Source organism: Thalassospira sp., assembly GCF_040218635.1.
Taxonomy (GTDB): Bacteria; Pseudomonadota; Alphaproteobacteria; order Rhodospirillales; family Thalassospiraceae; genus Thalassospira.
This window is the reverse complement of the sequence record NZ_JAVJRB010000012.1, coordinates 1,034,746-1,055,246: the sequence shown is the minus strand read 5'-3', so window position 1 is coordinate 1,055,246 and position 20,501 is coordinate 1,034,746. Positions and strand designations below refer to the sequence as shown.

The following is a 20,501-nucleotide window of genomic DNA, read 5'->3' as shown; positions in this document are numbered from 1 at the left end:
ATTTGATTTTAAACCGGGCCGAAGCAACCGCCTTCGGCCCGGTTTGCATTTGTTTGTTCCTTTTAAAAAAGAGAGCGCCATGCGCCTTCATATTAAAAATGTCAGTCACAGCTATGATCAGGTCGAAGCATTACGCGACATTGATTTTGGTATTGAGCCGGGCGAGGTCGTGGCCCTGATCGGGCCGTCTGGTTGCGGTAAATCGACCTTGTTATCCATCATTGGCGGGTTGTTGGCACCAACGGGCGGCGAAGTCCTGATGTGTGATCAGGCAACGCCCGAAGGGTGCCTGAACCCGCTGACCTATGTGTTTCAGGATTTTGCATTGCTGCCCTGGCGAACGGTTGCGGGCAATATCAGTCTGGTGCTTGAAGACCATGCACTATCCAAATCCGAACGCGATGCGCGCATTGATGAAGTGCTGGCGCAAACCAATCTTTCGGATTTTCGCGATGCCTTTCCAAAGCAGCTTTCGGGCGGCATGAAGCAGCGCGTTGGCATTGCGCGCGCGTTGGCGGTGCGCCCGGCGGTGTTGTTGATGGATGAGCCGTTATCGGCCCTGGATGCGCAAACACGGATATTGCTGCTTGAAGAATTTTCCGATCTGTTTGCCCGTACCGGCATGACGGCGGTGTATGTCACCCATAATCTGAACGAAGCGGTGCGGCTGGCCCATAAGGTGGTGGCATTGCGCCGCCGTCCGGGCACGATCAAGGAAATCCATAGGATTGATGTGCCGATCAAGGACCGGGTAGAGGGCATGCCGGAATTGATTGCCCATGAACAAGCCCTTTGGCATTTGATCCGTGATGAAGCGATTGCAGCGGATAAGGAGCTTGAGCATGTCGCATGATCTTGAGCAGAGTGCCGCGGCAAATGCGGCAAGACCAGCAAGCGCGGCAAGCCCAAGCAATCAGGTGCGGTTCCGCGCCATTGGCTTTAACCCGAAATCCAATCCGGTTGCGGCGTGGGGCAGCTTTGTTCTGGTGATTGCCCTTTGGCAATTGGGATCAAGTACCGGCTTTATTTCCGAACTGGCGATGCCAAGCCCGGTTGCAGTGGCCAAGGCCCTTTGGCAATTGATTATATCGGGGGACCTTTGGCGGCATCTGGGCGCATCAATACAGCGGCTTGTCGGGGGCTGGATCATGGGGACGGTTGCCGGATTGATCGTTGGTTTTCTGGTTGGCATGTTTACATGGGCGCGGTCGCCCGGTGTGGCGTTGGTGTCGGCCTTATTTCCGATCCCGAAAATCGCGTTACTGCCATTGTTCATCATCTGGTTTGGTATTGGCGAGCCATCGAAATTTGCCACCATTGCCTTTGGCGTGTTTTTCCCGACCGTGATCAATACATTTGGCGGGGTGGACAATGTGCAACGCAACCTGATCCGCATGGGACAAAGCTTTGATCTGCCGATGTGGTCGGTGGTGCGTAAAATTATCCTGCCCGGTGCCTTGCCGACCATTTTGTCAGGGTTCCGTATTTCATCCTCGATCGCGATTATCTTGCTGATCGCAGCCGAGATGATCGGGGCGCAATATGGTATTGGCGCGCTTATTCTGGCGGCCGGGAACCTGTATCAGACCGATCAGTTGATTGCCGGTGTGGTGGTTTTGTCGCTTATGGGGCTGTGTGTTTCCTGGCTTCTGGGCCGGTTGGATCGCTGGCTTTTGGGCTGGCGGTAAACTGATCTGAATTCTGAAGGCCGGGGGATTGATCCCGGCCTTCTTTTTTAGCGGTGGTCGCGACGAAATTCTGCCGGAGGGATCCCGGTCTTTTTGGCGAAGAAGCGCGAAAAATATCCGGCATCGCGAAAGCCCAGTTCACCGGCGATTTGTTGGACGGCGATGTCGGTATAGATCAGGGTGCGTTTGGCTTCCAGCATCAGGCGGTTTTGCACGACTTCGCTTGCGGTCATGCCATAGATATCCTTGGCAATGCGGTTAAGCTGTGTCGTGGTGACGCCGATTTCGCGGGCATAGAATTCAAGCGATTTGTGCTGTTTGTAAAATGTCTCGACCAGCATCTGGAATTTGCGGAACTTGCCGGTTTTTTGTTCCTGTCGCGACAGGCGGGCCGGATCACCCTGCGGGGCTGTACGCCCGACATCAAGCAGCAACAGGCCAAGGATGTGGCGCAGCGCAAAGAGCCTGCCGGTATTGTGGCTGTAATATTCGCGGGCGAGTTGCGATATCAGGAAATCGACCGGGTTGATGGTGTCAGTCGGGGTGTTCCGGTTTGCGTTGATATTGGTATCAACACAGATCGCCTGATCCAGATGGGCCAGCAATTTCGGGGCAGGGGCGAGAATTTGCTCCAGATGATAATCGGTGAGCGAAATCACCCAGCCATCAATATCGTCACTGAATTTAAACCCGTGCACGGTTCCCGGTGGCACCGTGATCAGTTGCCCGGCCTGCATGGTCAGGTTTTGGTCATCAAAGCTGATTTCGGCCTGTCCGCTTGTGATATAGAGCAGTTGAAACAGGTTGGTATGACGGTGCGGTTTGATATGCAGATCATGCAGGCGGGATCGTTCGGGGATGCTTTCAAGATGAAAGAATTCCGGTTCCGTGATCGGTTGCGGGTCGCTTGCGCCGGTATCATCGACCGATGACAGATCAAATTCATCTGTCGCGGTTTTCGGCCGGGTGGCGTCACGTTCGCCGTAAAGTTTATAGATCGGAATGCTGTTGCGCATGGCGTCCTGATATAGGGGGCCGGATACTCGGAACTGGTTTGGTGCAGTTTAGCCTGTTTTACCCCGGACCAAAAGAAAAGCCCGCCATCGGAAATGGCGGGCTTTATCAATCGGTTTTGGTTTGGCTATCCGCCCAGTACCGATGGCACAAACAGGGTGAGGATCGGTATAAAGATCAGGATCAGAATGCGCACGATCTCGGCGGCAAAGAACGGCATGACACCCCGGAAGGTTTCGCTCATCGGGACACCCTTGGCGAGCGCATTGATGATAAACACGTTCAGGCCAACCGGCGGGGTTATCAGCCCCAGCTCCACGACAATCAGGGCCAGAATACCAAACCAGATTTTAAGGTCTTCTGCCCCCATGCCATAGGCCGCCGTTGCTGCCGTCGCCCAGTCACCGCCATTGATGTCGACCAAGGCCGGCCAGAAGAACGGAATAACCACGACAATCATAGACAGGCTTTCCATGAAGCAGCCCAGCAAGATCAGGGCAAGCAGCATCAGAACCATGATCAGCCAGGGATCAAGACCACTGGTTGCGGCGGCTTCTGCCATATAGGCAGGAAGGTTGGCACGGCTAAAGAACCCTTTGAGGATTTCGGCACCCAGCAGGATGAAGAAAATCATCGAAGATGTAACTGCGGTATCTTTAAGCGATTTACGCAGGCCTCCCCATGACAGACCGCCTTTGCCCTTCCAGCGCATATAGGCGCCGTAAACCAGAATGGCGAAGACGCCAACGCCCGCAGCCGGGGTCGGGGTAAACAGGCCAGCCCCAAGACCGAGAATGATCGATCCAAAGATCACCATGACAGGGATCAGACGCAGCAGGGCTTCTTTGCGTTCTGCTGCGGGCATGGGTTCAGGGATCGGTGCCAGGGACGGGTTCAGCCGCACCTGAATGGCAATCACGCCCATAAAGAAGATAACGGCAATGATGCCCGGAATGATCGCGGCCTGAAACATCTGAATGATTGATGCTTCGACCGTCACGGCGTAAATCACCAAGGCGACGGATGGCGGGATCAGAATGCCCAATGTCCCACCGGCAGCAAGTGTGCCGGTTGCCAGACGCGGCGAATATTTCAGACGATCAAGTTCGGGCAGGGCAACTTTACCCATGGTCGATGCGGTCGCAAGCGATGATCCGCACACCGCGCCAAAACCGGCACAGGCACCAATCGCTGCCATGGCGACACCACCGCGGAACCGGCCGAGAATGGCATTTACGCCCTGAAACAGATCGCGTGACAGATTTGCCTGACTGGCAAGATAGCCCATCAATACAAACAGCGGCACGACCGAGAGTTCGTAGTTCGAGACAATCCCGTAAAACAGGGATTTGAACTGCTGCAGATAGGGGTCAAAGCGCAGGAACGGGAAGAAAATGCTCAGCACATAGTTGCCGCCGATACCGACACCCACCATGGCAAGGCCAACCGGAACCCGCAGGGCCAAAATGACAAAGAGAAGGGCAAGGCCACCAAGGCCGATTAGTTCGCGTTCAGACATCTGCTTCTCTTTCGAAAATCTGCGTTCCGGCAATTGCAGCCCAGAGGAACATCGATGCGATCCCCGGGAGATAGAACGGCCAGATTTGCCAGCCCAGAATTGCGGAAAGGGTATTGTCGCTGCGCACCTCGATCAGGCCATGAACCATCATGTAACCAAGGAATAGCGCCAAAGCCGTCATCAGGATGCCCGAGATAACGTCGACAGAACGCGCAAACCAGGTTGGAAACATTTTAATAAACACGTCAACGGCAACATGCCCGTGTTTTGCTTGGCAATAGGGGAAGAACATCAGGGCGGCCGAGCTGATGATCATGCTGACGAAGTCTTCATAGCCGATAATGGCAGGGACATTTTCGCCAAACAGTCGGGCCAGTTTATCCAGACCAAAGGCGGTAACGTTAACCATCGTTACAACGGCGATCATGAGGGCAAGCAGGCCGCCGACAACGGCAAACCAGGATGCGGCCTTATTGAGCACGTTTTTCATATGTCTAACAATCTCGCGGGAAAAACAGGGTCACGCATCAACATGATACGTGACCCCACAAGATTTTCCAGTAACCTAGGGTCTGCCCCCAATTGAATGTTTGAAATGGTCGCGAGGAATTTGTGCGGATATCAGGAGCATTACCGCAGCAAGGCTCGCTGCCTTGCAAGGTAGATGCGACGCAATAGCCCGTGCAAATTCCTCCGATCCGAAGGACATCAGGACAATCTGCGAACTGCGGCGTCAATCCCATTGCGTGGGGCAACACCCCGCGCTGTGGCGATTTCCTTGCATTTCTTGATTGTTCTGATGCCATTTTAAACATTCAATTGAGGGCAGACCCTAACCGTTACTTGGTATGAGCCAGAACGGCAGCTTTGGCGTCTTCAACCAGTTTCGCGCCGTCAATGCCGCTTGACTTGGATTCTTCGATCCAGCGATCAACAACAGGTGCTGCTGCATCGTCAAAGGTTGCTTTTTCGGCAGCGGTCAGTTCAACGACCTGACCTTTGCCTTCGTTGACCATGCGTTTGCCGACTTCTTCAACATCGTTGAAGATCTGGCCAATTTCAGCTGCGAAATCCTGACCGGAGTTACGGTCGATGATTTCTTTGAGGTCATCTGGCAGGCTCTCGTAACGGTCTTTGTTCATTGCGAACAGGAAGGTCGAGGTGCCAAAGCGTGAATTTACGCCTTCGCCTTCAACAGAATAAGCAATCAGCTCAGCCAGTTTCAGCGGCGGGACAACTTCAAACGGAACCAGACCGCCGTCAACGACGCCAAGTGACATTGCCTGCGGCAAAGCCGGAACCGGCATGCCAACAGGTTCTGCGCCCCAGGATTCAATAACCCAGGCACCGGTACGGGTCGGGGTGCGCAGTTTCAGACCTTTAACGTCTGCAACGGTGCGGACTTCTTTTTCCGTCAGATGGATCGCCTGACCGGCATGGACATGAACCGCAAGCGGGTGGATGTCTTTAAGGTCTTCTGCGAATTCGTCCTTCATGTCCCAGATCGCAAGGTTGGTTGCGCGGGCATCACCAAGGTGAACACCCGGAAGTTCGAAGACTTCGATGCGCGGGAATACGCCCGGGGTATAACCCGGAAGGGTCCATACAATGTCAGCAACGCCATCGCGGACCTGACGATAAAGTTCCGGCGGGTTGCCGCCAAGGGACATGGACGGGAAGATTTCAAACTTGATACGGCCGTTTGATTCTTCTTCGATTTTCTTTGCCCATGGCTCGATCATTTTCGACTGAGCCGGTGCTTTCGGACCCAGGAAATGGTGAACGGTCAGGGTGACTTCCTGTGCGTGTGCGCCGAACGACACCATGGTCGCGACGGCAGCACCAGCAAGCAATTTGGTGATATGTTTCATTCTTCCTCCTTTGAACGTTTATCGTCTTTTTGGCAGCGACAAACGTTTCAGCCACGATGCGCATCTAGCGTACGAAGTTTTCCAAGACACTTGGTTATTATTTTTTATTATTCTTTTCGGAATGGTCTGCGTTAAGCGCAGTTCTGCCATACCGAATTGGAACCAATCTAATGGGCGCGTGATGGTTATGTATAATGATATGTAAGCGCATATCCATAACCAAATGATTATGTGTTGGGGCTTGAATGAGTCTTGTGATGTTGTGCGGCTTCTTCGCGCACGGCATTGATCAGCATTTCGACAGGTGGGGATATTGGCGAATCAATACGTGTGGTTAAGCCCACCGGCCCGAAGGTATCACTTGTATCTATGGGTAATTCGACAAGATGGCCATCGGCAATGTCGGATGCAACAGCCCCGTTCGAGATAATCCAGATCGCATCTGTTTCGCGGGTAAAGGCGCGGCCAAACGATGTCGAAACGGTTTCGATGCGATCCGGGAGTGCGCCAATTCCGTGCGCGATCAGCATCTTGTCGACCGTCGGGTGAATGATGGCATGTTTGGGCGGCACCAGAACGGTAAATTCACGGATGCGGGTAATGTCGGGATTTTTGTCCGCCATCAATGGATGGCCGGGGCGGGCGACCAAAGATATATGTTCGGAATACAGATGTATGAAGGACAGCCCGGACATCTGATCGGGTTCGGCCAAGCGCCCGACAACAAGATCAAGCTCGCCGACGCGCAATTGCCCCATCAACATGACATTCGGTCCGGCAACCACCTTTACCGTGGTATCGGGGCTAAGCGCCTTGAACCGTCGAATGGCGGCGGGCATCACACTGGCCGCGACTGTCGGCAGGACGCCAAGATTAATCGAAAGCCCGCCTTGCATGCGGACCTGACTGATGCTGTCGACCCCTTGGCGAAGGGCGGTGACGCTGGCCCCGGCATAGCGCAAAAATACTTTGCCGAAATCGGTCAAAGTGACGCCGCGCTTGGAGCGGTCAAACAGACGCGCATCAAGATGTTCTTCAAGTTCGCGAATGGTTTTGGAAACGGCCGGCTGGGTGATGGATAATGTATCAGCGGCCTTGACGACGCTTCGTTGACGGGCAACCTCAAGAAAGCAGGTCAGATGGCGGAATTTAATGCGTTGATCAAGCATGCGTGCCTATGTCGCGACGGTGTAGAATGAACTTATCGACTGATCATTCATAATTATATAGTTATGCAAAATACGCAAATCCTCATTTTACATAACCAAAATGGTCTGCGAATGTAGGCTGAAATAAGCAGGGTGGAAACGATATGAGTTTACAAGTTGCCCCGATCAACGGGACACATATCCATTATAGCCAAACCGGCCCGAAAGATGGCCCGGTGATGGTGTTTGCCAATTCACTCGGCACGGATTTGCGCATTTGGGATGATGTTGTCGGCGTTCTTTCGCAACGTTTTAACATCGTGACCTATGACAAGCGCGGTCATGGTTTGTCGGGCATTGGCGATGCGCCATATGACATTTCGCTGCATGCCAATGATCTGATCGGGTTGCTGGATCATCTTGGTCTGAATGAAGTGATCATTTGCGGCCTGTCGGTTGGTGGTCTGATTGCCCAGAAAGTGATCGAACAGCAGCCCCAACGTGTTCGCGGCCTTATCCTGTGCGATACCGCGCCCAAGCTTGGCGATTATGACGGCTGGAACGCCCGGATCGAGGCGATTAAAGCCGACGGGATTGAAGTCCTTGGCGATGCGATCATGGAACGCTGGTTATCACAGGGGTTCCGCAAGGACCGTGCGCTTGAAACCGCGATGTATCGCGACATGCTGGTTCGCACGACCGCAGAAGGCTATATCGGCACTTGCATCGCCCTTCGCGATGGTGATCTGCGCGATGCAGCACGTAAAATTGCCGTGCCGACACTTTGTATTTGTGGATCGGACGATCTGGCAACGCCGCCCGATGTCGTGCGCGAGATGGCATCCATGATCCCAAACGCCAAATTTGAATTGATAGACGGGGTCGGGCATTTGCCCTGTATTGAAACCCCGGAATTGCTTACCCGGTTGATCGACCGATTTACCAAGGAGAATAACCTTGTCTGAGAGCCGGTATGACGTTGGCATGAAAACCCGCCGTTCTGTTTTGGGCGATGCGCATGTGGATCGTGCATCAAAAAACATCACTGAAATTGACGAAGGTTTTCAGCGCTATATCACCGAAAATGTCTGGAACGGTGTCTGGACGAGTGAAAAGTTCACCAAGCGTGAACGCTCGATCGTGACCATTGCCCTGCTTGCCGGGCTTGGCCATGAAGAAGAACTCGCCATGCATATCCGGGCGACGCTCAATACCGGGGCAACACGCGATGATATCCGTGAAACCCTTATGCATGTTGCGGTCTATGCCGGCGTTCCTGCCGCCAATACGGCATTCCGCATTGCCAAACAAACCTATGCCGAGATCGACGCGGCATCCAAGGGAGAGTAAGCCACATGTCCACTTTTAAACCGCGTGACTGGGGATCCCACGCCCCGTTCATCGCCCCGGGATATAAATCCACCGTTTTGCGTGGTCCGACACGCCCGGCACTTGCCATCCAGTCAGGCCTGACCGAGGGCACAGGTCCGCGTTTTACCCCGGCGGCAGTGCGTAAACTTGACAATGATCTGACCAAAAACGGTGTCACCAATGGTGAGCCGATTGGCGAGCGCATTGTTGTCCATGGCCGGGTTCTTGATACCGATGGCCGTCCGCAGCCCAATATTGTTGTGGAAGTCTGGCAGGCGAACTCTGCTGGTCGCTATGTTCACAAAGTTGACCAGCATGACGCGCCGCTTGATCCGAACTTCCGGGGTTCGGGCCGTTGCATCACCGATGAAAACGGCAATTACATGTTCTACACCATCAAGCCGGGGGCCTATCCGTGGGGCAACCATTTCAATGCGTGGCGTCCGAACCACATTCACCTGTCGGTCTTTGGTCCGGGTTTTGCCACCCGTCTTGTGACCCAGATGTATTTCCCGGGTGATCCGTTGTTGGATCTTGATCCGATATTCCTTGAAACCAGGGATGCGGCAGCGCGCGAACGCCTGATTTCCAAGTTCTCGATCGAAAAGACCGAGGAAGGCTTTGCGCTGGGTTATCAGTTCGACATTGTCCTGCGCGGACGTAACGCCACCCCGATGGAGAATTAAGTCATGGCATATGGTGAAACACCCTCACAGACGGTTGGCCCGTATTTCGCCTATGGCTTGACCGCCGGACAGTATGGGTATGACTTTACCGATATCGTCACCCCGACCGTTGCCGGTCCGGACGCCAAGGGCGAACATATCCGCATCACCGGCACGGTGTTTGATGGTGAAAATAATCCCGTCAATGATGCGATGATCGAAATCTGGCAGGCAGATGCCGATGGCGTATACAGCGAAAAACCGATTGATGTTGCCGATACCGGTTTCCGTGGCCTTGGCCGTTGCGGTACGGGGACGGATGCCAATAACCGTTTCTGGTTTGATACGATCAAGCCGGGTGTGGTCGAAGATGCGAAAGCCCCGTTTGTCAACGTGATCGTGTTTATGCGCGGCATGTTGGTCCATGCCTTTACCCGTTTCTATTTCGATGATGAAGCCGAATTGAATGCACAGGATGCTGTGTTGCAATCGGTTCCGGCAGACCGTCGCAATAGCCTGGTTGCCAAGCGCATCGAGACCCCGACGGGGATTGAATACCAGATCGATATTCACATGCAGGGGGACGCGGAAACCGTGTTCTTCGACGTGTAAATCGATTTGGCCCGATGGCTGTGTTTGCTGCTTTGGGGAAAGCCGGCGATCACAGCCATCGACCTTATTTGTCGACCTTATTTCCTGCGCATAAGGGCATTGGCCCTGCGTTTGTTCCGTTTTGGTTTGATACCACAGGAGTTTGCCGTGGTTGCACGTTTCATGTCGCTTAAAGAAGCTGTCGCGTCCTGCGTCAAGGATGGCGATACCATCGCGATGGAAGGCTTCACCCATCTTATCCCGCATGCCGCTGGTCATGAGATCATCCGCCAAGGGATCAAGGATTTGACCCTGATCCGTATGACGCCTGATATGATTTACGATCAGTTGATCGGTGCTGGCTGTGCCAAGAAACTTGTTTTCTCGTGGGGCGGAAATCCCGGTGTCGGATCCCTTCACCGTTTGCGTGAAGCGGTTCAGGAACACTGGCCGCACAAACTAGAAATCGAAGAACACAGCCACGCTGCGATGGCCAATGCCTATGACGCGGGGGCTGCGGGACTGCCGTGCGCAGTGTTTAAAGGATACCGCGGTGCTGAATTGCCGCGTGTGAACAAGAACATCAAATTCATCGAATGCCCGTTCACCGGTGAAAGTCTGGCCGCTGTGCCGTCGATCCGACCGGATGTAACGGTTGTCCATGCCCAGAAAGCCAACAAAAAGGGCGATGTCCTGTTTGAAGGCATTGTCGGTGTTCAGAAAGAAGCCGTTCTGGCCGCCAAGAAATCCATCATTACAGTCGAAGAGATCGTGGATGATTTCGGCGATATTTCACCGAATGCCGTGATGTTGCCGAACTGGGCAGTGACGGCGATTGTTGAAATTCCGGGTGGGGCGCATCCGTCCTATGCCCAAGGATATTACAAACGCGACAATGCGTTTTACAAAGCCTGGGACCCGATCGCACGCGATCGCGAAGCGTTCCTGGCCTGGATCGAAGAGCATGTCATGAATGGCGGTCCCGAAGATTTCGCGGCCAAACGTGAAGCAAACAAGGGCTAAGCGGAGAAAAGATCATGGTTGAATATACCCCGACTGAAATGATGACGGTATCCGCCGCACGTGCGCTTAAAAACGACGATGTGTGCTTTGTTGGTATCGGTATGCCATCGGCCGCCTGTAATCTGGCGCGTCTGACCCATGCACCTGAACTGACCCTGATTTATGAAAGTGGCACGATTGGCACCAAGCCCGATGTCTTGCCGCTTTCGATTGGCGATGGCGAGCTTTGCGAAACCGCTGTGAACACCGTTGCTGTGCCGGAAATGTTCCGTTACTGGCTGCAGGGCGGCAAGATTTCCGTTGGTTTCCTTGGTGCGGCCCAGCTTGACAAGTTTGGCAATATCAACACCACCGTGATTGGTGATTACGACGATCCGAAAGTCCGTCTTCCGGGCGGCGGCGGTGCGCCGGAAATCGCAACCAGCTGTGGCGAGGTATTTCTGGTGATGAAGCAGACCAAACGCGGGTTTGTGGAGAAGATCGATTTTGTCACCTCGCTTGGTCATGGCAAGGGTGGGGATGATCGCGCATCTTACGGCGTTGATACCAAAGGCCCGTCGCGTTTGATTACCGATCTTTGCATCATGGAACCGCATCCGGTTGGCAAGAACTTCATCGTGACGTCGATCCATCCGGGCGTCACCCGCGAACAAATCATTGAAAACACCGGTTGGGTTGTTGAGTTTGCCGACGAAGTCGCCGAAACTGCGATCCCGACCGAAAAAGAATTGCAGGTTCTGCGTGAACTGCATGCCCGGACTGCCAAGGCGCATGGCGACCAGCAGTAAGAGCATTAAAAAGGATCTATAAAATGGCTGACGCATATATTTGCGATTATATCCGTACCCCGATTGGCCGTTTTGGCGGCAGCTTGTCGCAGGTACGTGCGGATGATCTGGGTGCGGTGCCGCTTAAGGCGCTGATGGACCGTAATCCGGGTCTTGATTTTGCGGCTGTTGATGACATCGTGTTTGGCTGTGCCAATCAGGCAGGTGAAGATAACCGTAACGTTGCCCGCATGTCGGCACTTCTGGCCGGTTTGCCCGAAACGGTTACCGGCACTACGGTCAACCGTCTGTGCGGTTCTGGCATGGATGCGATCATTATTGCCGCACGTGCGATCAAATCGGGCGAGCAGGAAATCATGATTGCCGGTGGTGTTGAAAGTATGTCACGTGCGCCGTTCGTGATGCCAAAGGCAACATCAGCCTTTTCGCGCAATGCGGAAATCTATGACACGACCATTGGCTGGCGGTTCGTTAATCCGGTGATGAAGAAACAGTATGGCGTGGATTCCATGCCGGAAACCGGTGAAAACGTTGCCGAAGATTTCAATATCTCGCGCGCTGATCAGGACGTGTTTGCTGCACGTTCGCAAGACAAAGCCGTTGCGGCACAGGAAAACGGCATTCTGGGGCAGGAAATTACCCCGGTCACCATTCCTCAGCGCAAGGGGGATGCGATTGTTGTCGACAAGGATGAACATCCGCGTGCCGGCACGACAGCCGAAACCCTTGCCAAATTGCCGACCCCGTTCCGCGAAGGTGGTTCGGTCACAGCAGGCAATGCATCAGGTGTGAATGACGGGGCGGCTGCCCTGATCATTGCATCGGAAGCGGCGGTCAAGAAATATGGCCTGACGCCGATTGCCAAGGTTGTTGGCGGGGCGACCGCAGGTGTTGCACCGCGTATCATGGGCTTTGGCCCTGCACCGGCAAGCAAGAAGCTTCTGGCACGTCTTGGTTGGTCAACCGATCAGCTTGACGTGATCGAGCTGAACGAAGCCTTTGCATCACAGGGTCTTGCGACCCTTCGTGATCTTGGCATTGCCGATGATGATGCCCGTGTGAACCCGAATGGCGGGGCGATTGCACTTGGCCATCCGTTGGGCATGTCAGGTGCACGCATTGCCGGTACGGCGGCCCTTCAGTTGAAGCGCACAGGTGGCAAATATGCACTGGCAACCATGTGCATCGGGGTTGGTCAGGGCATTGCGATTGCGCTTGAGGCAGTCTAGGCCCTGAGAACAATGCCATGACCGCAAAATGATCTTATAAAAGATGCCCCTGTGCCGTATCTGACGGGCAGGGGCTTTTTTTGTGTTGTTGACCAAGTTGGTTGGTGGCGCGACACTGTGGGCCAAAGTAAAGATACGGCCTTATCAAACTGATTTCACACCTGTTTACGATGGTGGATTAAGCCTGATGACGATTTCGCCTTTTGATTCTGCCTTGCTTGGTGATCTGTTTTCCGATCCGGAAATTGCCGCCCTGTTTGATGACAAGGCGCAGATTGCATCCATGTTGCTGTTTGAATCAGCCCTTGCCGCGGCCGAAGCCCGTGCGGGTGTTATTCCGACCGAAAGTGCAACGCGCATTGCAGATGTGTGTCGGGACTTTAACCCCGATCCGGCAAGCCTTGCGGCGGGTACGGCAAGTGCGGGGGTGCCTGTTCCGGCACTGGTCAAGGCCCTTAAGGCGGAAATTGGCGGGGATGATGCCCGCTATGTGCATTTCGGTGTGACCAGTCAGGACGTGGTTGATACCGGGCTTGTTTTGCGTCTGCGCGATGCCATTGGTATTATCCGCCGCCGTATTCGCAAACTGGCCAAGGCATTGTCTGGTCTTGCCGATACCCATCGCACAACCATCATGATTGGCCGGACGCGATCACAGCAGGCTGTGCCGACGACATTCGGGTTAAAGGCCGCAGGATGGTTGGCCCCGCTTGTGCGGATTGATCGCCGGATCGACAGCCTGTCACATGATTTGTTACGGATATCCTTTGGCGGTGCGGCCGGGACATTGGCATCCATCGGCGTCAAGGCGGGCGAGGTTGAAAGCAACCTTGCCGAAGAACTTGAACTTCCGGCATCTGATATGCCTTGGCATGCCCAGCGCGATGTGTTGGTGGATTTTGCTGCTCAGCTCACCGCCTTAACCGGTGCGCTTGGTAAAATGGGGCAGGACCTTGTTTTACTGGCGCAATCAGAAATCGCCGAAGTGCAGCCGGGCAAGGGTGGCGGGTCATCGACCATGCCGCATAAATCCAATCCGGTTCAGGCCGAAATGCTTGTGACCCTAGCACGGTTCAATGCCGGGCAGATTGGCGTGTTTAGCCAATCACAGATCCATGATCATGAACGCAGCGGGTCAAGCTGGCTTTTGGAATGGCTGACCTTGCCGCAAATCATCATGGCGGCGGGAACGGCATTGGCGCAGGCGGTTGATATGGTGCCGGCCCTTAAGGTCAATAAAAACCGAATGGCCGAAAACCTTGAACTGTCGCGTGGGGCGATGTTGGCAGAGGCGGCGACATTTGCACTGGCTGATCATATCGGGCGTGATGCGGCCGATAAGCTGGTCAAAGAAGCCGTGGCGCAATCGGCGGCAAACAGATCAAACCTGTTTGATGAATTGCCGAAACTGACCGATGCCCCGGTGGATTGGGCGCATGTGCGCAACCCGGCCAATTATGTCGGGCAGGCGGATGTGTTTGTCGATCGGGTTTTAAGCACAGCCAAGCGCGGATTGCGTGATTGATTAAAAGCAAAGGCTGCCTGATGGCAGCCTTTGTTCTTTGGATATTGTGCCTTGCTGCGAAGGTTAGCTCGGTTTCCGCAGGCGTTTTTCGACCGCATAGTTATGGATGGGAACGCCTGCGACTTCGAAATCGCGGCGTTCAACGACGGAAAATCCCTTTTTCAGCAGGAATGATTTCGCCTGTTCGCTGGCTTCGGAATAAAGTTTGCCGATGTTCTGGGCTTTTGCCTCGGCCTCAAGCGCGTCATAGAGTTCCGAGACTATCCCGCGTCCGGCAATGTCGGGCAGGGCATATAAAAAGCCGATATGCCCGTCTTTCTCGACATCGGTGAAGGCCACGACCTGATCGTCGTGATCAACAGCAACAAGGCAGCAGCGTCCATCCTTCATCAATTCGGCAAAGCGTTCCGGGGTTGGTTGAAGGCTTGCCCAAACAGCGACCTGTTCCGGGCCATACGCCAAACTGCCAAGTTCATTAACAGCACGTCGAAAAATCTCGACCATGACGGGGGCGTCGCTGTCACGGAACGGGCGAATATTGGTCATTCTTGTTCTTTCCATGCCGTATCAAAGAACTGACGTTCAAGTTCCGTCGCACGCCGAAAATAACGCAGGCAGCTTGCGCGTTCGTCATCGGACAGGTCCGGGCCGATATTATCAAGTTGGGTATTGAGATAGGCGATTACACTTTCAAAATACTCACCGACATGCAGATCAAGCCATTCGACATACCAAAATTCAGTCGGACGGTTCACAAGTGATCTGTTCACCCGATCCGCCCAACCAAGATATGTGCCTTCGGCGACGGCAAGGACGGCAAGCATATTGGCGTAGCTGTTGGTATCAACCGCATCTGCCATCAATTGCTTGAACGCGGCCGTGGCAGGCCAGTCAGGTTGATATTCGCGGTCATGGTCCGACACCCCAAGGGCTTCAAATGAACGTTCGAAATAGGTGTTTTCCTTGCCAGTCAGAAGGGCGAGGAACTGACAACCGGGAATGCGGTCTTTGAGCGTCGGGGCGCGCGATACAGCCGCAGCCAATAGCGCGACAAAGCGATCAATGAAGCGATGATCCTGAATAAGATAGTTTTCAAGATTGGCTTTGGGCAGGGATGCCTGACCCCACGCATCGGTAAATGGATGATGGGTTACCCCATGCCATTGATCAGCATTTGATGCCTTTAGCCAATCTGAAAATCTGCGGTTTTGGGTGGCGTGTTGCCATTGCGGATAATCTAGGTCGGTTCGTTTGATATCAATCGGCACGGCACTTTTCCTGAAATTCCTGAATTTTTCTTTTTGTTACATGCTCCTAGATCGAGTGCAAGATGCCTAAACGTATGATCTGAAAATTGATCGTCCAGCGTCGCGTGACTGATGTACATCAACGTAAAACATTAAATGATGATGTTATGGTGTTTTCATGAATTACAAGACTTCCAAAGGAGAAGATCATGAAAAATGTTGGATTGGTAGATCGTCTGATACGGGCTGTTGGTGGACTGGTCTTGCTTGCGGTGCCGTTTTTGGCAGAAGCACCCGAAGGTGAGATCATGGCATTTGGCGTTTATGGCTGGGTCATGATTGTTGCGGGTGTGGTGATGCTGGTGAGTGCCGCATTGCGGTTTTGCCCGCTTTATATGTTGTTTGGTTTGCGGACGTGTCCGATCTCCAAATAGGGGCTTGGTGTTTGTTAGATCACAACAAATTTCTATTCGAACTGTTGCAAGCAGCACGGTATAGTGGCATCCGTTAAACGGATGTCATGTGCTGCACGCGTGATGTAATGGGCCCCGCAACCGGTTTGGGTTGCGGGAACCTTGATGGTCACGAACAACGGAATAGAAAAATGAAACGCCTGAGTGATGAACTGACTGTATCTGCGCAATTGCCACTTGATGCGATCGAAGAGATTGCCAAGGCCGGATACAAAACCATTATCTGTAACCGTCCAGATGATGAAGATCCCGGTCAGCCATCCTTTGCCGAGATTTCGACCAAGGCCGAAGAAGTCGGCATGACAGCCGTGTTCCAGCCCGTTGCAAGTGGCAATGTTTCCGATGCGGATGCAGATGCCTTTGCCGCCAATCTTGCCGGTGCGTCAAAGCCGGTCTTTGCTTATTGCCGAAGCGGGACCCGTTGCACGATCCTTTGGTCGCTTGCCAATGCGGGGAAATTACCGGTGCAAGACATCATCAAATCTGCGGCAGATGCCGGTTATGATATGTCGCCACTTTTGCCACGTATTGCAGCGCGCGCTTGATCTTCTTATTCCCGGTTATGCGATGTGCTGATCGGCTGCATCGCATAATTGCGCAGCACGCCTGCCATAATTGCACTATCTCTTTTCGGCTTTTCATGGCGGAATATCTAGGGTCCAGACTCATTCACATAACCGCCCCGGCAACTGATATAAGAGAAAACACTAGGAAAAGACCGCAGAGCGGGGTGATCCCCGGTCAAGGGATTTGACGCAGAGTTTTCTCTTATATCAGTTGTCCTTCGGATCTCCCGGATTTGCACGGGCTACTTTGTCGCAAAACCTTGAAAGATGTATATCTTCCTGCGGTTTTGCTTCGCGTATCCGCACAAATCCGGGTGACCGGGGTGATTATGTGAATGAGTCTGGGCCCTAGGCATGATCGTCTGATACAGGTGTGATAGTGAAGACGCGTGAAAACGCCAATATTGAATTTCGATTGGCACAAGGCGACGATATTGATGCGCTTTGTGAGATCGAAAACCAGTCCTTTGACATTGATCGACTGAACCGTCGCGCGTTCAAACGTTTTGTCAGCAGCGAGACCGCACGCCTGATTGTTGCCTGTGAAGGCGACAATATTCTTGGCTATGCATTGGTGATTTTCCGGCGAAATGTTGCCTTGGCACGGCTTTATTCATTGGCCGTGATCCCGGCGCGATGGGGGCAGGGTATTGGACGCGCTCTTCTTGCGCAGGCAGAAGAATGCAGCCTTGATTTTGGCGCGCCGATCTTACGGCTTGAAGTCAGTCAGAAAAACGCAGCCGCGATTAGCCTGTTTCGCAAGGCCGATTACAAGGATTTCGCGCTTTATCCCGACTATTACCCGGATCATTCCGACGCCCTTCGGATGGAGCGTGTCTTGGTTCCTCATGCCATGAGCCGACCTTCGCCCATTCATTTTTATCATCAAACGCTTCCTTTTACCTGTGGGCCAGCAGCTTTGATGATGGCGATGAATGCGCTTGATCCCGGTCTTGAGATGGACCGTAATCTGGAAGTTTCGTTGTGGCGTGAGGCGACCACCGTTTTTATGACATCAGGTCATGGTGGCTGTGGCCCGTTGGGCTTGGCATTGGCAGCATATAAACGCGGCTTTGACGTTGAAGTCTTCAGCAGCCGCGACGGGCCGTTATTTGTTGATACGGTGCGCAAACCAAAGAACCGCGAAGTGGTCGAACTGGTGCATTACGATTTCGCACGGCAGGCACAAGACGCTGGTATTCCGATCACCACGGGGGCGTTCGGTATTGCCGAGATTGAAGAACGGGCCAGGGCCGGTAAAATATCGCTGGTCCTGATCAGTCAGTACCGGATTTACGGCGATAAAATCCCCCATTGGGTGGTGGTGTCGGGATTTGATGACCGGTTTGTCTATGTCAGCGATCCCGATATTGGCGAAGACCACGAACCGTTTAATGGCAGCGATTGTGTATCGGTTCCGATCCTGCGCCATGAGTTCGATCTGATGGCGCGATATGGGCGTGACAAGCTGCAAGCTGCCGTGTTTATTGACAAAAAGGCCGGGTAAACCCCGACCTTTTGTTTGGTGTTCTCTGACGACGTCGCGTTGTTAAGGGCGTGCGATCTTGCCCAGAAGGTGGGCGATGATCCGTCGATAAAGCTCCATCCCCAGCACAACGTCTTCAACCCCGGCATCGATATTGGGGTTGTCGTTGACTTCAATCACCATCGGGCCGTGCGGTGTTTCTTTGACATCGACACCATAAAGCCCGTCGCCCATCAAGCGGGCGGATGCAAGGGCGGTGGCAACGATATCCTGCGGGGCATCTTCGACGGCAACGGTTTCAAAACCGCCTTCTTCAAAGCTTTTGCCATCGTCTTCATGTTTGACGATCTGCCAGTGACCAGGCGCCATGAAATAGCGGCTGGCAAAAATCGCCTCGCCGCCAAGGACACCGATCCGCCAGTCAAATGTCGTTTCGACATATTCCTGAATGACCAGAAGTTCGGAGTTTTTGAACATTTCACCGGCAACTTCGGCGAGATGGTCAGGCGATTTTACTTTACGCACACCGCGCGAAAAGCATCCGTCCGGAACCTTCAGAACCGACGGGAAACTGAACTGTTTGGCGATTTCAGAAATGCGGCGTTTATCGAAGATCGCACTTCTGGGTGCCGGAATACGATGGGTGCGCAGCAATTCCGCCAGATAGACCTTGTTGGTACAGCGCAACATTGAATCCGGATCGTCAATGACGGGAATGCCTTCCTTTACCGCGCGCTTGGCAAAGCGATAGGTATGGTGATCAAGGGCGGTGGTTTCGCGGATCAGAAGCGCATCAAATTCCGAAAGATGGTGGAAATCCTTGGCCGTGATCAGTTCGGCCTTGGCACCAAGATCGGCGGCGGCCTGCACAAAATTGGCCAATGCTTCGGCATCTGATGGCGGCAATGGATCGTTCGGGTCATGCAGGATCGCGACCAGTGCGGTCGGCGGGGTGACGTTGCCCTGTTTGCGCACACGACCGCGCAAATAGGCCCGCAAGGCAGCTTCGAAATCGACCAGATTACTGTCATCAAGCTGACCAAGCGACGGGGCTTCGATTTCGCGCAAAATCTTGCGGTCCTGCCGGTTAAGATGCAGGCGCAAAATCGGGCAGCGGAACTGATCGAATGCGCGTTCGGCAATCTTGCGGAACCGTTTATCCGTGGTGCGGCCGAAATAGACATCGATATGATCCGGTGCCTGATCTGCGGTGTGGCCGGATTTCTCCAGTGCTTCCAGAATCTGGGGGCTGAGTTCGGATCGTGATGATTTTTGCAGACGTTTCCAGTTCAGATCCAAAAGTACGTCTGCTTCGGGGATGACACGTTCGGCACGTGCCGCAGCCAGAAGGCTGCAATAATACCCGCGCGAGAGATATTCATAGGACTGGCACAGATTGATCACGCGACGGTTTCGTACACCATGATCAAGGGCAAGATAATCGCGCACCCGCATGACACGGGCACCAGAAACAGAAAACCGCTGATCAGACAGGCGATCAACCAGGATCAGTGGTGCGCCGGTGGCAACCGCAGGGGATATGTCGGTCTGGCTGTCATAAAGCGCATGTTCAAGACGAATGCCGTCTTCGCCATCTTCGTAATAGCCCGGAAGATCGGCAATTTTCTGATAGCTGTGGCGTTCATAAAGATTGCGCGCGGTGTCGTTCTTGGTACGGACTTCAAGGCGCATGCGATGGCATCCGGCTTCCATCGCCAGATTTTCAAGCCCTGCCAACAGCTGCGTTCCAAGACCCTTGCCCCGCCAATCCTGGGTAATCGCCAGCGAATAAATCCGGGCGGTGACCGTATTTGCGCGGAGCAACAATAACCCATAGCCAACGATGGATGGTTTATCAGTATCCCCGGCATCGGCGACCAACAGACGTGCAGATGCCTGACGCAAGAACCGCGAGAAGGATGCACGTGATATCACGTCACTTTGGAAATTGGCCGTTTCAAGGGCGCAAAGCCCGTTAAGGTCGGCACGAACAGCATTGCGAATAACGACGGTGTTGGTCAGGGTCGAAGTCACGAGATGGACCTCCTGCAATGGGATGTGGCAAACATGGTGCGCTCAACTTCCGGTACGCTCAATATGAAAAAGCCGCAAGCGCGTTTATTGTTCATAGCTATGCCATTTTTTCATGGGACATGACATCGCTGGTGTTCGACCTGTGGGTAGAATAAAAATAAGGTGTTTTCAGATAACTGCTTTGAAAATTGTTATAATCTCGTTCTTATCTGTCCCATATAGGACAACGGGTTTTAAAAGACCTTCATTCAGGATAGAAAACG

The 20,501-nt window shown here is 53.5% G+C and carries 21 protein-coding genes; 13 read left to right on the top strand and 8 right to left on the bottom strand.

The window, feature by feature from the left end:
* Window positions 1–79: 79 nt before the first annotated feature.
* Both RIC05_RS18860 and RIC05_RS18855 read left to right on the top strand, forming a co-directional pair.
* A complete protein-coding gene (locus RIC05_RS18860; RefSeq protein WP_350046070.1) occupies window positions 80–853 on the top strand; it encodes an ABC transporter ATP-binding protein in 774 nt (257 codons plus the stop codon).
* Entirely contained in the window at window positions 843–1,688 is an 846-nt protein-coding gene (locus RIC05_RS18855) for an ABC transporter permease (protein WP_350046069.1), read from the top strand. Before RIC05_RS18860 ends, RIC05_RS18855 begins: the two co-directional genes overlap by 11 nt.
* A gap of 47 nt (window positions 1,689–1,735) precedes the next feature.
* Here RIC05_RS18855 and RIC05_RS18850 read toward each other — a convergent pair whose 3' ends face one another.
* The 5 genes from RIC05_RS18850 to pcaQ all read right to left on the bottom strand — a co-directional run bounded on the left by RIC05_RS18850 (window position 1,736) and on the right by pcaQ (window position 7,261).
* Window positions 1,736–2,704 (bottom strand): helix-turn-helix domain-containing protein, encoded by a 969-nt coding sequence (locus RIC05_RS18850; RefSeq protein ID WP_350046068.1) that lies wholly within the window; start codon window positions 2,702–2,704, stop codon window positions 1,736–1,738.
* Between the two features lie 125 nt (window positions 2,705–2,829).
* A complete protein-coding gene (locus RIC05_RS18845; protein WP_350046067.1) occupies window positions 2,830–4,221 on the bottom strand; it encodes a TRAP transporter large permease in 1,392 nt (463 codons plus the stop codon).
* Window positions 4,214–4,711 carry a TRAP transporter small permease gene (locus RIC05_RS18840; RefSeq protein WP_350046066.1) on the bottom strand — a complete coding sequence of 166 codons (498 nt, stop codon included), beginning with the start codon at window positions 4,709–4,711 and terminating at the stop codon, window positions 4,214–4,216. The genes RIC05_RS18845 and RIC05_RS18840 overlap by 8 nt, the downstream gene beginning before the upstream one ends.
* 349 nt (window positions 4,712–5,060) lie before the next feature.
* Window positions 5,061–6,092 (bottom strand): TRAP transporter substrate-binding protein, encoded by a 1,032-nt coding sequence (locus tag RIC05_RS18835; protein ID WP_350046065.1) that lies wholly within the window; start codon window positions 6,090–6,092, stop codon window positions 5,061–5,063.
* Between the two features lie 227 nt (window positions 6,093–6,319).
* Window positions 6,320–7,261 (bottom strand): pca operon transcription factor PcaQ, encoded by a 942-nt coding sequence (gene pcaQ, locus RIC05_RS18830; protein ID WP_350043578.1) that lies wholly within the window; start codon window positions 7,259–7,261, stop codon window positions 6,320–6,322.
* 143 nt (window positions 7,262–7,404) lie between these two features.
* Between pcaQ and pcaD the strand changes: the two genes are divergently transcribed.
* From pcaD to RIC05_RS18790, 8 genes are all read left to right on the top strand, one after another.
* On the top strand, window positions 7,405–8,205 hold the full coding sequence (pcaD, locus tag RIC05_RS18825; RefSeq protein WP_350046064.1) for a 3-oxoadipate enol-lactonase: 801 nt from the start codon (window positions 7,405–7,407) through the stop codon (window positions 8,203–8,205).
* On the top strand, window positions 8,198–8,590 hold the full coding sequence (gene pcaC, locus RIC05_RS18820; RefSeq protein WP_350046063.1) for a 4-carboxymuconolactone decarboxylase: 393 nt from the start codon (window positions 8,198–8,200) through the stop codon (window positions 8,588–8,590). The genes pcaD and pcaC overlap by 8 nt, the downstream gene beginning before the upstream one ends.
* Window positions 8,591–8,595: 5 nt before the next feature.
* Window positions 8,596–9,297 (top strand): protocatechuate 3,4-dioxygenase subunit beta, encoded by a 702-nt coding sequence (gene pcaH / locus RIC05_RS18815; RefSeq protein WP_350046062.1) that lies wholly within the window; start codon window positions 8,596–8,598, stop codon window positions 9,295–9,297.
* Window positions 9,298–9,300: 3 nt separating this feature from the next.
* Window positions 9,301–9,888, top strand: coding sequence for a protocatechuate 3,4-dioxygenase subunit alpha (gene pcaG, locus RIC05_RS18810; RefSeq protein WP_350046061.1), 588 nt, complete (start codon window positions 9,301–9,303; stop codon window positions 9,886–9,888).
* Between the two features lie 147 nt (window positions 9,889–10,035).
* Window positions 10,036–10,890 carry a CoA transferase subunit A gene (locus tag RIC05_RS18805; RefSeq protein ID WP_350046060.1) on the top strand — a complete coding sequence of 285 codons (855 nt, stop codon included), beginning with the start codon at window positions 10,036–10,038 and terminating at the stop codon, window positions 10,888–10,890.
* Window positions 10,891–10,904: 14 nt separating this feature from the next.
* The gene (locus RIC05_RS18800) at window positions 10,905–11,678 is read left to right on the top strand and encodes a CoA-transferase subunit beta (RefSeq protein WP_350041319.1); all 774 of its coding nucleotides are present in this window, start codon (window positions 10,905–10,907) and stop codon (window positions 11,676–11,678) included.
* Window positions 11,679–11,701: 23 nt separating this feature from the next.
* Window positions 11,702–12,907 (top strand): 3-oxoadipyl-CoA thiolase, encoded by a 1,206-nt coding sequence (pcaF, locus tag RIC05_RS18795; RefSeq protein ID WP_350046059.1) that lies wholly within the window; start codon window positions 11,702–11,704, stop codon window positions 12,905–12,907.
* Between the two features lie 82 nt (window positions 12,908–12,989).
* Window positions 12,990–14,432 (top strand): 3-carboxy-cis,cis-muconate cycloisomerase, encoded by a 1,443-nt coding sequence (locus RIC05_RS18790; RefSeq protein ID WP_350046058.1) that lies wholly within the window; start codon window positions 12,990–12,992, stop codon window positions 14,430–14,432.
* Between the two features lie 63 nt (window positions 14,433–14,495).
* Here the strand turns inward: RIC05_RS18790 and RIC05_RS18785 are convergent, their stop codons facing one another.
* Together RIC05_RS18785 and RIC05_RS18780 are read right to left on the bottom strand one after the other, a co-directional pair.
* A complete protein-coding gene (locus RIC05_RS18785; protein ID WP_350046056.1) occupies window positions 14,496–14,978 on the bottom strand; it encodes a GNAT family N-acetyltransferase in 483 nt (160 codons plus the stop codon).
* Entirely contained in the window at window positions 14,975–15,700 is a 726-nt protein-coding gene (locus RIC05_RS18780) for a TenA family protein (protein WP_350046055.1), read from the bottom strand. Before RIC05_RS18780 ends, RIC05_RS18785 begins: the two co-directional genes overlap by 4 nt.
* 188 nt (window positions 15,701–15,888) lie before the next feature.
* Between RIC05_RS18780 and RIC05_RS18775 the strand changes: the two genes are divergently transcribed.
* From RIC05_RS18775 to RIC05_RS18765, 3 genes are all read left to right on the top strand, one after another.
* Entirely contained in the window at window positions 15,889–16,113 is a 225-nt protein-coding gene (locus RIC05_RS18775; RefSeq protein ID WP_350046054.1) for a YgaP family membrane protein, read from the top strand.
* Between the two features lie 170 nt (window positions 16,114–16,283).
* The gene (locus RIC05_RS18770; RefSeq protein WP_350046053.1) at window positions 16,284–16,697 is read left to right on the top strand and encodes a protein tyrosine phosphatase family protein; all 414 of its coding nucleotides are present in this window, start codon (window positions 16,284–16,286) and stop codon (window positions 16,695–16,697) included.
* 400 nt (window positions 16,698–17,097) lie between these two features.
* Window positions 17,098–18,225: a peptidase C39 family protein gene (locus RIC05_RS18765; RefSeq protein ID WP_350041326.1), complete on the top strand. Its 1,128-nt coding sequence runs from the start codon at window positions 17,098–17,100 to the stop codon at window positions 18,223–18,225.
* Between the two features lie 42 nt (window positions 18,226–18,267).
* Here RIC05_RS18765 and RIC05_RS18760 read toward each other — a convergent pair whose 3' ends face one another.
* Window positions 18,268–20,238 carry a GNAT family N-acetyltransferase gene (locus RIC05_RS18760; RefSeq protein WP_350046052.1) on the bottom strand — a complete coding sequence of 657 codons (1,971 nt, stop codon included), beginning with the start codon at window positions 20,236–20,238 and terminating at the stop codon, window positions 18,268–18,270.
* Between the last annotated feature and the right edge of the window lie 263 nt (window positions 20,239–20,501).

Excerpts from the sequence above, each read along its gene's own strand:
- RIC05_RS18860 (WP_350046070.1), top strand. The coding sequence starts at position 80 with ATGCGCCTTCATATTAAAAATGTCAGTCACAGCTATGATCAGGTCGAA.
- RIC05_RS18785 (WP_350046056.1), bottom strand. The coding sequence starts at position 14,978 with ATGACCAATATTCGCCCGTTCCGTGACAGCGACGCCCCCGTCATGGTC.
- pcaG (WP_350046061.1), top strand. The coding sequence starts at position 9,301 with ATGGCATATGGTGAAACACCCTCACAGACGGTTGGCCCGTATTTCGCC.
- RIC05_RS18855 (WP_350046069.1), top strand. The coding sequence starts at position 843 with ATGTCGCATGATCTTGAGCAGAGTGCCGCGGCAAATGCGGCAAGACCA.
- RIC05_RS18835 (WP_350046065.1), bottom strand. The coding sequence starts at position 6,092 with ATGAAACATATCACCAAATTGCTTGCTGGTGCTGCCGTCGCGACCATG.
- pcaD (WP_350046064.1), top strand. The coding sequence starts at position 7,405 with ATGAGTTTACAAGTTGCCCCGATCAACGGGACACATATCCATTATAGC.
- RIC05_RS18800 (WP_350041319.1), top strand. The coding sequence starts at position 10,905 with ATGGTTGAATATACCCCGACTGAAATGATGACGGTATCCGCCGCACGT.
- RIC05_RS18840 (WP_350046066.1), bottom strand. The coding sequence starts at position 4,711 with ATGAAAAACGTGCTCAATAAGGCCGCATCCTGGTTTGCCGTTGTCGGC.
- RIC05_RS18770 (WP_350046053.1), top strand. The coding sequence starts at position 16,284 with ATGAAACGCCTGAGTGATGAACTGACTGTATCTGCGCAATTGCCACTT.
- RIC05_RS18775 (WP_350046054.1), top strand. The coding sequence starts at position 15,889 with ATGAAAAATGTTGGATTGGTAGATCGTCTGATACGGGCTGTTGGTGGA.
- pcaF (WP_350046059.1), top strand. The coding sequence starts at position 11,702 with ATGGCTGACGCATATATTTGCGATTATATCCGTACCCCGATTGGCCGT.
- RIC05_RS18845 (WP_350046067.1), bottom strand. The coding sequence starts at position 4,221 with ATGTCTGAACGCGAACTAATCGGCCTTGGTGGCCTTGCCCTTCTCTTT.
- pcaQ (WP_350043578.1), bottom strand. The coding sequence starts at position 7,261 with ATGCTTGATCAACGCATTAAATTCCGCCATCTGACCTGCTTTCTTGAG.
- RIC05_RS18850 (WP_350046068.1), bottom strand. The coding sequence starts at position 2,704 with ATGCGCAACAGCATTCCGATCTATAAACTTTACGGCGAACGTGACGCC.
- pcaH (WP_350046062.1), top strand. The coding sequence starts at position 8,596 with ATGTCCACTTTTAAACCGCGTGACTGGGGATCCCACGCCCCGTTCATC.